Here is a 13,851-nt window from a genome sequence, read left to right on the forward strand (position 1 = left end):
GCACCAGGTAAAGTCTGATGGCGCTTCGACATACGTGCAAGCAGTCTACTTTCAGGGTGGAGAGGATTTGGCAGGTATTTCTGACCGACTCACCTATTGGAAAACTGACCACAATCATCCTACAATAAATGACACTCTTTATTTATAGTCAAATTAATCTCAAGTTTACTAACATCATTGTTAAACTATATTTAAATAAATGGCGAAGGAACTGAACTGCATATACTGAACTATTTCATTTATATGAAATAAATACAGGCAATTGTTAACCATATATAAATGAAATGCATAACTGATGACAAAACATTTAATTGAAGATAAGATGTTATGCCCCACTTAAAACTCAACAATAAAACCTAGAGTAGGCACTGGGTTACCATCATCATTTTTTAAAATAACAGGTATAGCATTGCTACCGTCACTTCGAAGCGGAGCATTATCGGTGGTGGCAAAACCTGTATTATCTGCATTTCTTTGGAAAGTATACCGGTCAAAGCCAGGAGTTTTACTAACCAGTACGTTGGCCACATCTAAGAACAGATCAAGCGTAATTCGCTCGAAATTCCATTTCTTATCTATACGCACATCTAGTTGGTTAAAAGCGCGAAGCCGCTCGGAGTTTAGACGAGTGTAATCCAGTATGCCAACTCCTAAAGATGCATAGTTACGCTGAGAGGCTTCCAGATTAAAAGGTGTGGCAGGTGCACCACCAGCATAGCGATATTTGGCTCCAAATTCCCAGTTACGTGGAAGCTTTTTACCAAGAAGTCCGGATACCAGATGTCTGTAATCCCAGGCACTGGAGATATACTGTCCGTCTAAACCGGCAAACTCACTAACCACATAGGTATAAGAAAAGACCGAAAATACAGTACCGGTCAATTTCTTTTGGAGATAAAACTCGGCACCATAAGCCCTCCCCTTGCCTGTTGTGCTTACTGCCTCGTTACCAATAGAGCCAAAGTCTCCTCCTTGGTTAGCAAGAGAAATACCATCGCGCAGCGACACTGGATAATTGCTATAACCTTTGTAAAAGCCTTCAAGGGTAAATCGTAAATCAGGGCGAGGCAAAAACTCAGTACCCAGCACATAATGGATTGAGCGGGTGTAATCTGCAGACCTGTTTACATAATTTCCGTTTTCCTGAAAACCCAGTACCGTATAGGTTTGAAGCTTATAGTAAATACCTGATGATGCATTGAGCGTCCATTTATCAGATAGCAAGTATGAAACAGCCAGTCGTGGAGACAGGGTCTTTAATGGATTCTTGCCTTCCTCAGTAAATGAGTTCATATCGGTACGTAGTCCAAAAGACAGGCCCAGCCTATTATCTAACACAGAACTCGAAACTTGCCCAAATGCCCCGTATCTTAAAAAGTCCACGCCACCATTATAGTTTATGGTTACGCCTGGCTGTGTTAAATTACCGGCCTCGTCACGAAGCTCCTTTCTAATTACACTGAAGATATCGTTTTTAAACTGCACATACTGCCCTGCGACCCCATAACTATACCTGATGCCATTTTTATACTTGTTCACGTCCAGGCGCAGTTTGTTTTCAGTTTCTCTTGATGTCGATTTAAGGGTAAGCTTTTTCTCGCCTTCAACTTCTGCTGCTTCAGATTTCTCAAGATCTATATTAAATTCATTACGGCTTAAAGCTACGTTAAGGTAACCGTCGTTCACCAGCCTTTTTAGCGAGACCCCAGAAGTATAATTCCATTGATTATTAAGCGGTACAGAACGCAGTATGTATTCGTTTTCTGGGGTGCTGTTACGTGGCACTCCAAACGAGAATTCATCAATAGCCCCCACCCCGATAAAAGAAAGGGAAGTTTTGTCATCTATCTTATGATCGACTTTGTATTGAAAGTCCCAGTAATTAGGCCGGATGGGCAGATCGAGCAGCTTAAAAAGGAACTGGAGGTACGATCGACGCGCAGAAACCAGATAGGTTGTTTTAGTAGAAAGTGGCCCTTCTAATGTAGTGGCAAATTCTGAACCGCTCAGACGCACATTACCTGAAAAACGCTCCGGGTTACCGGAACGCTGCCTGAACTCAAACACCGAAGCTAACGCATTATCATAGCGTGCATCAAAGGCAGATGAGCTTAGTTTAAGATCCTCGATAAAAGAAACATTAAGTATACCTGTAGCTCCGCCTGCACTTCCTTGCGTAGTAAAGTGGTTTATAAGTGGGATTTCGATACCATCCAGGTAGTAAACATTTTCGCTAGGCGCTCCACCCCTGATAATTAAATCGTTACGGCCGCCGCCACCGGTGCCGTTTGTAGCTACACCGGGTAACACCTGCACCACTTTAGATATGTCGAAATTACCGCCTGGGTTACTCCTGATTTCTTCTGCACTAAGACTCTGCACCGAAAGCGGCGTAACAAGGTCGGCAACGGAAGCACTTTGGCTTCGATTACTTACCACTTCCACCTGCTGTAGTTGACTGGTGGCAGGAGCCATCTCAAAATTTAAAATCTGAATGTTACCAGCTGTTACACTGACGTTATACTTAATAGAGGATTGATAACCAACGTATGAACTTTGAATAGTGTAACTCCCCACAGGTATACTTTCTATTCTGAACCTGCCACTTTCATCGCTCACTGAGCCTAGTTGGGAATCTAACACTTGCACAGAAACGCCTATAAGAGGCTCTTGTGTATTACGATCGCGCACAGTGCCGGTGACGACACCCGTTTGTGCATGAGCTAAAAAAGGAATAAATAAAATTAAGAGCAGTAACAGCTTCATGGGTGCATTATATCTTGATGCTTGTATTACATACTTCACCATGTATTGTTTAAAATGGAGTCAAATTTAGCACATCTAATTAAGCTGGAGCTATAATAACAGGTTGATACTTTTTATATCAACTTTGAAACAAGCTCAGAGTTTTGCTACTACCGCAACTATTCCTTACCAAAGTATAAATTAAATTCAATGTGCTCCTCCAATGAAATCAATTATAACTACACCTTTAGCACATACGCTGCATGCTGGCGATTTAAATAAAATTATAAGAGAAAGCCATTATACCTTCGTTAGTTTAAACGCTTCTTCGTATCAGGTTAAAAGTATAAGTTACCACACAGCTTTTACCTCAAATAAATGCAGTCATACTTTCAACTAAAAGAAAATAATACTTCTGTAAAAACGGAGGTAATAGCCGGCATTTCTTCATTTCTAGCAACAGCTTATATCATTGTTGTAAACCCAACTATACTTAGCCAGGCGGGCATGCCTTTCTCGGGAGTAGTTACGGCAACAGTTTTGGTTTCTTTTTTTAGTAGCATTATGATGGGACTGTATGCCCGCAACCCGATATTGGTTGCACCAGGTATGGGTCTTAATGCTTTTTTTACCTTTTCGGCGGTACTTGGCATGAATGTACCCTGGCAGGTGGCTTTAGGTGCCGTGTTCTGGTCGGGTATTGTGTTTTTTCTACTTTCAATCTTCAATGTGCGAACTATGATCGTAAAAGCCATACCACGCCCTTTACGATTTGCCATAGCCGCCGGCATAGGCTTGTTTATTACCTTAATAGGCTTTATCAATGCAGGCTTTATAATACCTAACCCTGCCACCGTAATTGGTAAAAGCGCAATAACTCCTACACTACTTACTTTTCTGGCTGGGTTACTAATAACGGCTATACTTTTAGTGAAGAATGTGCGTGGCGGTATGCTGCTAGGAATAATATTCACTACACTACTTTCCTACCCGTTAGGCCGATGGTGGGCCACAGACGTGGATCCTATTATCAGTTGGCAAGGGTTGGTGTCTACACCAGACTTTAGCCTGCTGCTGCAACTAGATTTGACAAACTCACTAAAGTTAACCATTATACCGGTAATTTTTGCGTTCGTTTTTACAGATATGTTTGATAGCTTATCGACTTTTGTGGGTATTGCCGAAGCTGCTAATTTAACAGATGAGCACGGAGAACCACGCAACGTAAAACAGTCGCTTACAACAGATGCTGTGGCTACCGCTTTGGCAGGTCTTGTTGGTTCAAGTCCCGGTACAGCTTACGTAGAGTCGGCAGTAGGTATAGAGGCTGGAGGCCGTACTGGACTAACGGCAGTAGTGGGCGGCTTACTTTTCCTGCCCTTCCTGTTCCTGGCACCCATGCTTTCAATAATACCTGCAATTGCCACTGCCCCTGCCCTGGTACTAGTGGGCGCTTTTATGATCAGGCCTGTGATCAACATAAACTGGCTACAGCTAGACGAAGCCATCCCAGCTTTCCTGGCAATGGTGCTGATCCCGTTTACCTATTCTATTACTCAAGGTATTATATGGGGATTCTTAAGTTGGACTGCCCTTAAGCTTATAACAGGAAAAAGCTCTGAAGTTAGTCTGACACTTTGGGTTATAAATGCCTTTGCCATACTTTCTTTGGCACTCTAGGCAGCGCTATTGTCATACTTTTGCACTAGCAGATTTAAAAAATCAGTTACGTTGCTGTCAGTAATAAGGCTGATTTGTTTATACTTCACCTATCAGTGTTGCTGCTAGTCCTGATTTTTAACTTTCGTGCAGCAGCACTAAAGCGTAACCATTTCTCGATAGTAACTACAACGAAAAGCACAAAACCAGCTCCGAGTACACGTAACCAAGACATAATTTCGATAGGGCTGGTATGGAACAGCTTGTTCATGATGGGCAAGTAAATAATCAGCGCCTGAAAAAACATCATAGCGACAATGCCATAGTACACCCACATATTAGAGAAGAATCCAATTTGATGCATTGGCCTAAGCAGCGACCGGCAATTTAGCAAGTACACTGCCTCTAAAACCACAAACACTGTTGTTGCCACTGTTTGTGCTTCTGAAACTGTAGCACCAAGCACCCGCCGCTCATACAAATACAAGCCAAATGCTGCGATCATGAGCAGTGTTCCTACCAACAGGGTGCGCATAATGAGCTCAAAGGTTAGAATAGGTTCTTTGGCCGGTCGTGGCGGGCGATCCATGATACCAGGTTCCTTAGGCTCAAAAGCCAGCATCAATCCGAGCAGAACGGCTGTACTCATGTTAATCCAAAGAATCTGTACTGGCTGTATAGGAAGCTGCGTACCAAGAATAACGGCGGCTATAATCACAAGACCTTCCCCCAGGTTGGTAGGTATAGTCCAAACTATAAACTTTGTCAGGTTATCATATACACCTCTGCCCTCTTCCACAGCTCCCTCAATAGAGGCGAAATTGTCGTCAGTCAGTACCATATCTGCGGCATCTTTAGCTACTTCGGTGCCAGTTATACCCATGGCAATGCCTATGTTTGCCTGCTTCAGCGCTGGGCCATCATTTACTCCATCTCCAGTCATGGCTACGATTTTACCTTGCGTTTGCAAAGACTTTACAAGGCGTAGCTTCTGATCTGGCGCAACCCTTGCAAATACAGCCGTATTCTCGGCTACTTTAGCTAACTCCTCATCGTCCAGAGCCTGCAATTCTCTACCGGTTATAGCTACTAGTTGACCATTCTCGCGCCTTCCTTTCAAGCCGATCTGCCCTGCAATGGTAGCGGCTGTTACTGCATGGTCTCCGGTAATCATCTTCACATCAATTCCTGCCTCCTGGCATAGCTTTACAGCTTCAATGGCTTCGGCTCTCGGAGGGTCTATCATGCCTTGCAAACCAAGAAATATCAGATCAGCACTTACATCTTCGTGGTTGATGTTGATTAAGGCATCAGGTACTTCTGCCATGGCAAAAGCCAGCACACGCAGTCCTTTCGCAGCCATTTCATCTACTTGATTATGAATTTTTTGCTTATCTATTTTTTTGAACTCACCGGCAGCAGTTTTGTACTGGCTGCACCGATCTAGTATAGCCTCTACAGAACCTTTCATAAATATAAGACGGGGCTTACTCGCATGCAAAGTAGCCATATACTGGTATTCTGATTCAAACGGAATGCTATCCAAGCGTTTATACTTTTTATTAAGTTCATCTTCGGTATAGCCTGCTTTAATAGCCGATACTAGCAGTGCACCTTCTGTAGGGTCACCTTCTATTTCCCAGCGTTCTTCGACCTGCTTTAGCCTGCTATCGTTGCATAACAAACCGGCTTTCAGACACAACTGCAGAGATTCATTATCATCTAAACCGACGCTACCATCCTCCTGTTGCACTTCTCCTTCCGGTCTGTACCCTAAGCCAGAAACAGCATAACTAGTATCGCCGGCATATATCTCCTGCACAGTCATTTGGTTTTCGGTAAGGGTACCCGTCTTGTCGGAGCAGATAACGTTGGTGCTGCCAAGGGTTTCAACTGCCACCAGTTTCCGGATAATTGCTCTGCGTTTAGCCATTTTAGATACACCCAACGCCAACATGATAGTTACAGCAACAGGAAGGCCTTCGGGTATGGTACCAACTGCAAGTGCAACAGCTACCATAAACATATCTACCGGGCTCTCTCCACGTAAAATACCAACAGCAAAAACACCCAGCGACAGCACGATGATCACCCGCAAAAGCATGTGGCTAAACTTTTTGATCTTAATTGTTAATGGCGTTTGCAGCTCTTCTGCTCCTGCGATAGACTGCTGTATTTTTCCAACTTCTGTATTGTCGCCGGTGGCTACCACAATACCTTTGCCCTGCCCATAAGTTATCACCGTTGAGCTAAAACCAAGGCAGAACCTGTCTCCTATTACTACATCTGCAGGTACTGGCTTTGTGCTTTTCTCTACTGCCACAGATTCTCCGGTAAGTGCAGACTCATCTACTTTAAGGTCACGCTGCTGTGTTAAGCGAACATCTGCCGGAAACTTATCTCCAGACTGCAGCACCACCACGTCACCAGGTACCAACTCCCTGGCATCAATGTTCCTTTTTCTGCCGTCTCTAATTACCTGTGCGTTTAAGGCCATACTTTTAGAGAGAGCATCAATTGCCTTTAGCGCCTTAGATTCTTGTATGAAACCTATAACAGCATTTACGAAGACAACTGCAAAAATCACCAGCGCATCCAAGTACTCTTGCAAGAATAGCGTAACCACAGTAGCAATTAGCAGGATGTAAATAAGTGGCTGATTAAATTGCAGGAGAAATCTTATAAAAGGATTTTGCTGCTGACGCGGCGTAAGTATATTCAGACCAAACTGTGCTTTCCTTTCTTCTGCCTCGGTGCTGCTAAGGCCATTTTCTGTAGTCACATTCAGTAGTTTTTCTACTTCAACCGTTTCCAGACTGTGCCAGTTGTCTCTCTTACTTTGCCGCATTTTTATTTATTGTGTAGATGTAACTGTTTGTTTTATGGTTTCTGGATAACCGGATATTTAGATTCGGGGAGGTAAAATTTATCTTCTTGTTCTGCCTCTAGCAAACTGCCCTAGCATTACATTAAAAGTATAATTTATATTGCCTCCAAGAGTAAAACAAGGCCTGTTTATGCAGTGTAAACTTGCGGAACAGCTTAGGTATTTATACTTAAGCTTTACTTTTATTTCACGCCTAACTTCCAGAAAACTAACTAAGAATTTATACTATAGAATTGGCAATATAGCCGATTAAGTTGCTCCTTTTTTATTTGAGTGTACTGATTTACATGGCGAATGTCAGCACAACATTATTATGTTTGTCGTAAAAAATACGACAAACATGTAAAACATTTGAACTCAATGTATTGCAACAAAGTTAAGTAGGTCTTGGGCTTTTAAAATGCAATAAATAATTAGAAATAGCTAAACGTAGCTATACAGCAGATAGCAGGCAGTAACAAACTTTATGAAAAATCATTTTCTCACCTTTGAGGAAGCCATTAGCTTTTTTCCGGATGCAGTCATTGTTGTTGATGAATGTAATACTATGTTGGCTTTGAACGCACCTACTGCTCACCTATTCGGCTATCAGCAGGAGCAACTAATAGGCAAGAGTCTAAATGTGTTGCTACCAGATCAACTTAACATACGCTTGTCAGATTACCTTACTAAATCGAAGATTTATGAAATGGGTAAAAGTCTAATCTTTTCAGGCTATAGAAAAGATGGCTTTAGAATAAGCGTAGATGTTGCCCTTGCTCCTATTATTGTAAATAATAAGAGTTTACTTATTGCTACTTTCAGAGATGTTACTCATAGCAAAGAAATTGAACGCAAACTCCTCACACAAATCGAGCAGTTAAAAGCAAAACAGGAAGAGCTTGAGAAATTCAGTTATATGATTGCCCACGACCTGAAGTCTCCGCTTATTAACCTGCATGCTGTGGTGCACCTGATGAACAAAGAACTGCCTGACAAGAAAAACACGAAGCTCGCAGAGTACATTGCTGCAGTACAGAATAGCCTGGAATCCATAACCAATTTAATTTCAGGAATAGCAGCTTACTCAAAATCAGGAACTGGAAATATTGAAGAAGATATAAACCTGAACCAGGTAATGGCAGATGTAAGAAAGCTGATAAAAATACCATATAACGGCCATTTACTGCAAGAGGGCAAACTGCCAGTTATATCAGGCAACAAAACCAAGGTGCTTCAGATATTCTTAAACTTAATTTGTAATGCATTCAAGCACAATGACAACCCTACACCTTGTGTAAAGGTTAGCAGCTCTGAAAAAAATGGTGCAACTCTGATAAGTGTATCAGACAATGGACCAGGAGTACCAAAAAGCCTGCGCAAACGCATATTCAGATTATTTGATAAAGGGAACTCATCAAGAGTAGACTCACAGGGTATAGGCCTCTCAATTGTGAAGAAGCTGGTGGAGGAGCATGGCGGATCTGTAACTGTAAACGAAGGCCGGCTTGGAGGGGCAGACTTTGTTTTTTCATGGCCTTCTGATCATGCTAAAGCTTATAAACCGATGGAATCTAAAGCCAATGGTTATTCTTTTGCTGCACGTGCCTAATTATAAACTCTAGAATTCGAAATCCTTCTAACATGAGCAATGACTTTCTGATTCTGAACTTCAGCCCATCTAAGCAGTTTCTTTCTGCTGTATGGCAACGGCCTGTAAGCAGCCAAGAATACCGCCATGGTATACGGACCATAGCTGTTTGCATTAATACATTAAAGGCACAATATGTTATTACAGATGTATCTGCCATAGGTGCACCTAGTTTAAAAGACCAACATTGTACTGCAGAATTTTTGGAAAAAGCATTGTCTAATACCTCATTAAAACGAAGTGCAAGAGTGCTGTCGCAAACAAAAGAGCAATGGGAGGCTTATGAACGTGTTCTGAAAAAATCAGCAGAACAACCTTATGAGATAAATGAGTTTTCTACGTATAGTGATGCACTTTTATGGATACTTGGCAGCCCCTCACAACCAGATGACATGCGCCACATACCAATGCCTGGTAGTACAAGCGAGTTGCGCAGGCTGTTAAACAGTAACATACTTGCACAAATAGTTAGTGCTAAAGGCGCAGAAGCTATTACAAACAGCAAAAGTATACTTCTATATCAAACAGACTTTGTTACGATTAGTCTAAACCAGGATATAAGCCTGTTAAGCTTGAAGTGGTTACGATCCGTGGACAGCCATGAATACAGGTTAGGTATACAAAAGGGAATACAGGCACTTGTAAAGCATCAGCCTAAAAAGATGATGATTAATAATCAGCGACTTGGAGTTCCTTCATTAAATGATCAGAAATGGCTTTTGGATGTTGCCACGGAAACGCTTAGGAGTTGTATACTTACCAAAATCGCTGTAGTAAACTCTGTTGATGCAATGCAGCAACTGGCTTTGGAGCAAGTGGGAACAAAGATCAGGAACTCCTGTATCGATTATCAGTCATATTATTTTTATAGCGAGGAAGAAGCGCTGGAGTGGCTTACGGCAGCTGATACTGTTAATTACGTAGCCAAGAGTATCCCTAATTAAGAAACTATACTTTAGCTTAGGTCAACCTAAAATTTAGTTAATCATGCAGCTGTAGCACCATGTAAAGTATACTTTTACTGGAGACGAACTGCCGCATTATTGATAGTTAGGAAGCATGAATCACCTTTCCTCAAACAACAGTATAACTTTAAGTGAAGCTTTTTTAAGTCTACCTTTTAATATACACTTTACTTAAATTGGAGTAGCATGTTTATACTATTTCTTTACGTACATGTAGTAGAGCATGTAAGCCAAACCATACAAGGCTAATACAGTTATGATTACAAGGCGTTCCATTGCTTTAATTTACTCTAATCTGCTCTTAATTGAGTTATGATAACTACACAAATTATACTTTGGAAAGTGAGTAAAATAAACCGGGGCTTTAGCGCCCCAGTTTACCATCAGTGATTAGTTTATCTGAATCTTTTTCTTTGGTTTTTGCTGCTCCTGTGTCTTCGGCACGTTCAAGCTTAATATTCCATCTTCGTAACGAGCTTTTATGTCTTCAGGCTTCACGTTATCTGGCAGGTTAAAGGAACGGCTGAAGGAACTGTAGTTATATTCACGCCTTCTGTAGTTATCCTTCTCTTCAGACTTATCCTCTTCTCTCTGGCAGCTGATGGTAAGCTTACCTTCTTCCATGTCAATGTTAAAGTCCTCTTTTCTCATACCTGGGGCAGCTACTTCTATTAAATATTCTTTATCCTTATCCCGAATGTTTATTGCAGGCATACTGTTACCCATTTGTCTACGCAGGTGCATAGGCATCAGGAAAAAGTCATTGTCGAACATGCGATCAATGTCTGTAAAGAAATCTGAGAAAACTGATCTTGTAGGTGTAGAACCCTCTCCCTCTCTTCTTGTTAAGTTTGCCATCTTTTTACGCTTTAGATTGATAGATAAACTGTTAATTCAAAAAAGCCCAAGTATATAACTTAAGTAATTCATATTTATATTTTACGAATCACAAAGCGGCATGTTAAGCGATGAGTAACTATTAACAACAAAAATGATAACTATCACCAAATTAATACCTTAAAATAGCTACAACACTAAGCAGCACTACTTTAGCAGAAAGGAAAATCTTATAACTATAATTTATTTGCTTGTTAATATATAGGTAAAGAGTCTTACCTGATTAAGCGCCTAACGGGAAGCTGAAAACAAAGCTTGTACCATCAGGAGTAATGCCGTTTAGCTGTACTGTGCGGCCCCGCGACACACCGATTGCTTTGCTCATGTCTACGAGGCTGTTAACCGCCACCCCATTTATGTTTGTAATAATGGTACCTTTCGGAATTCCAGCCATGTCAAAGAAACCTCCGTTCTGGACCTCCGTTACATACACTCCTGATCGTAAACCATACCGTTGCTTCACATTGTCTGGTACGGGCGCAAAAGTAGCTCCTAACCTGGCTTGTAAGCCCTTTTCGGCTGTTGCACTATCAGCAAGACTGCTTGCTTCCTCCCCTTTCAGTTCCACTTTTGCGTTTAGCTTTCTCCCGTCTCTGACAAATGTAAGCTGCACTTTATCGCCAGGGTTATGGCGTGCAATCCTTTCAGACAATTCAGCAGAAGAGGTAACCTTAACGCCATTTATACTTTGAATGATATCACCTTCTTTCAGTCCGGCGTCAGCTGCACCGCTTCCTGGCTGCAGGCCCAAAACGTAAACGCCTCTTACCGCAGCAGGGTCTATGCCGCGCTGCCTTAAAATCTGGTCTTCAACAGCCGGAGCCGGAAAACTGACGCCCAGATACCCACGCCTCACTTCTCCATACTTTCTAAAATCACTGACCACTTTTTGCATCAGGTTTACAGGTATAGCAAAGCCATAACCGGCATAACTACCGGTTTGCGAGGCAATGGCGGCATTAATTCCAATTAACTGACCACGCGCATTTACCAAGGCTCCTCCGCTGTTGCCCTGGTTTATGGCTGCATCGGTTTGTATAAAGGATTCTATCGCAGTGTTGGTGCCACTAAGTTGGTTTGCATCGCCGTACATGTTCTGGCTGGGGCGGTTTAGTATACCAATGCTCCTGCCTTTAGCACTTACAATTCCTGCGGTTACTGTGGTATTTAAAGACCAGGGGTAACCTACAGCTAACACCCACTCTCCTACCTGCACACTATCAGAATTACCCAAAGCCACAACTGGGAGGTTACTTGCATCTACCTTAAGTAAGGCCAGGTCTGTGCTCGGGTCTCTGCCCACAAGTTCTGCTTTAAAAACCCGCTTATCTTGCAGCGATACTTCTATAGCAGTGGCATTCTCTATTACATGGTTGTTTGTTACAATATACCCATCCTTAGATATGAGCACACCTGAGCCAGAACCGCGTACCTGCCCGGAGTTTTGCGGAATACCAAAGAGATCATATAGCGAATTTCCTCCACCTGCTCTACCAGTAAAAACAGTATTGATATGCACCACTGCTGGTGTTACACTTGCAGAGGCGCGTACAAAATCCGGGTAAGCAGCTGCGTATAAAGATGTGTTTGGCTTGTTGTTTAGGTTTACTAACTGGCCCTGCGAAGAAGCCTCTGTATTACTCCTGCTGTCAATGTACCTGTAGCCTGCTATGGCCAGAACTGCAGAAAGAACTGCGATCAGTATGGCATAGGTGGCGTTTTTCATCCCGCTAACGCTGCTAATTGAGTCAACATCCATTTTTAAAAAAGTATAACCTGGATTAAGATGATGTAAACCATTGTTATTTGCTACGGATATTCAAGTATTAATGGTAAACTTATTTTACGATTATCTGTACTGCTGCTGCTCTGTTAATGCTAGAATAATTCTTACTTTAATAATATGTATTCAGGTGTTATACTTTAATTTAAATAAGCACCTCCTAAGGTATTCTTCCGTATTGATAATTAATCAATACTTCACATCAGACTCATACCATCGCCTGCATATTAGCAGGGGCATTTCAATTCACCTACTCTACTATTACTAGAAATGTATTCTTCTTGAAGCAATTTGTTGCGCTGTTAACTTAAAATCATGCATCCTATGGAGAGAATTTTTGAAAATAAGGTAGCCATTGTAACCGGCGGTAGTTTTGGCATAGGCCGGGCAACAGCCATCATGTTTGCAGAACGCGGTGCCAAAGTAGCCATCGTGGATTGGATAGAAGACCATGAAGCGGTAAACGCCATTAAGGCAGAGGGTGGCGAGGCTATCTTCATTAAATGTGATGTTTCGAAAGAGGCAGAGGTAAGTCGTATGGTGGAGCAGACTGTAGACAAATTTGGCCGTTTAGATTATGCTTTTAACAATGCGGGTATCGAAGGTGCCTCTGCCCCTACGCATGAAGTGACAGAAGAGAACTTTGATAAAGTGATTGGAGTGAACCTAAAAGGTGTTTGGCTTTGCATGAAGTATGAAATCCAGCAAATGTTAATCCAAGGCAAAGGGGCCATTGTTAACTGTTCCTCTATTGCCGGCGTAATTGGATTTCCGGGCATACCGATTTATACTGCCTCTAAACATGCCGTAATCGGAATCACAAAAGCCGCTGCACTTGAAAATGCCCAGTCAGGTATTAGAGTTAATGCAGTATGCCCGGGAGCTATACAAACAGCCATGATAGACCGGTTTATGGAAAAAAACCGCACATCCAAAGAGGCAATGGTTAGCGGAGAGCCTATGGGCAGGTTCGGTGAGCCTGAAGAAATTTCAGAGGCAGCAATCTGGCTTTGTTCAGATGCCTCCTCGTTCACTACTGGTCAAGCTATGGTTGTTGATGGAGGATGGGTGGCCAGATAAGTGTTGCTGAATAAAAAAAGCTATTCAACTACTGAAGTGCTCGCCGGCTACAGTAAGCCTAAGACAAGAGTTCTGACAGCAGCCAGCTTCTGCACTGATAATTAGCCCCATATCCTCTGAACAAAAGGTAATGTAATTTAGTACTACTTCAGTGCCTTACAATGTGATTACTCATACTTTGTAAATTTATTCAAAGTCCCTCTGA

The 13,851-nt window shown here is 42.2% G+C and carries 8 protein-coding genes; 4 read left to right on the forward strand and 4 right to left on the reverse strand.

The window, feature by feature from the left end; translation table 11 throughout:
• Positions 1-336: 336 nt before the first annotated feature.
• Positions 337-2,808 carry a TonB-dependent receptor gene (locus WG943_RS19575; RefSeq protein WP_340411572.1) on the reverse strand — a complete coding sequence of 824 codons (2,472 nt, stop codon included), beginning with the start codon at positions 2,806-2,808 and terminating at the stop codon, positions 337-339.
• Between the two features lie 315 nt (positions 2,809-3,123).
• Here WG943_RS19575 and WG943_RS19580 point away from each other — a divergent pair, with 315 nt between their 5' ends.
• On the forward strand, positions 3,124-4,425 hold the full coding sequence (locus WG943_RS19580; protein ID WP_340411574.1) for an NCS2 family permease: 1,302 nt from the start codon (positions 3,124-3,126) through the stop codon (positions 4,423-4,425).
• Between the two features lie 85 nt (positions 4,426-4,510).
• On the opposite strand, the gene WG943_RS19585 is transcribed toward WG943_RS19580, so the two are convergent.
• Entirely contained in the window at positions 4,511-7,252 is a 2,742-nt protein-coding gene (locus tag WG943_RS19585; protein ID WP_340411575.1) for a cation-transporting P-type ATPase, read from the reverse strand.
• Between the two features lie 505 nt (positions 7,253-7,757).
• Between WG943_RS19585 and WG943_RS19590 the strand changes: the two genes are divergently transcribed.
• Both WG943_RS19590 and WG943_RS19595 read left to right on the forward strand, forming a co-directional pair.
• On the forward strand, positions 7,758-8,882 hold the full coding sequence (locus WG943_RS19590; protein ID WP_340411576.1) for a PAS domain-containing sensor histidine kinase: 1,125 nt from the start codon (positions 7,758-7,760) through the stop codon (positions 8,880-8,882).
• Between the two features lie 32 nt (positions 8,883-8,914).
• Positions 8,915-9,865: a hypothetical protein gene (locus WG943_RS19595; RefSeq protein WP_340411578.1), complete on the forward strand. Its 951-nt coding sequence runs from the start codon at positions 8,915-8,917 to the stop codon at positions 9,863-9,865.
• A 411-nt stretch (positions 9,866-10,276) separates the two neighbouring features.
• Here WG943_RS19595 and WG943_RS19600 read toward each other — a convergent pair whose 3' ends face one another.
• Together WG943_RS19600 and WG943_RS19605 are read right to left on the reverse strand one after the other, a co-directional pair.
• Positions 10,277-10,744: an Hsp20/alpha crystallin family protein gene (locus WG943_RS19600; RefSeq protein WP_340411579.1), complete on the reverse strand. Its 468-nt coding sequence runs from the start codon at positions 10,742-10,744 to the stop codon at positions 10,277-10,279.
• A 262-nt stretch (positions 10,745-11,006) separates the two neighbouring features.
• Positions 11,007-12,542, reverse strand: a complete 1,536-nt coding sequence (locus WG943_RS19605; protein WP_340411581.1) for a trypsin-like peptidase domain-containing protein — start codon at positions 12,540-12,542, stop codon at positions 11,007-11,009.
• Between the two features lie 348 nt (positions 12,543-12,890).
• Here WG943_RS19605 and WG943_RS19610 point away from each other — a divergent pair, with 348 nt between their 5' ends.
• Complete coding sequence (locus tag WG943_RS19610) at positions 12,891-13,646, forward strand: SDR family oxidoreductase (protein ID WP_340411582.1); 756 nt, start codon at positions 12,891-12,893, stop codon at positions 13,644-13,646.
• Positions 13,647-13,851 lie beyond the last annotated feature (205 nt).

Origin of the sequence: Pontibacter sp. H249, from assembly GCF_037892465.1 — a bacterium.
Taxonomy (GTDB): Bacteria; Bacteroidota; Bacteroidia; order Cytophagales; family Hymenobacteraceae; genus Pontibacter.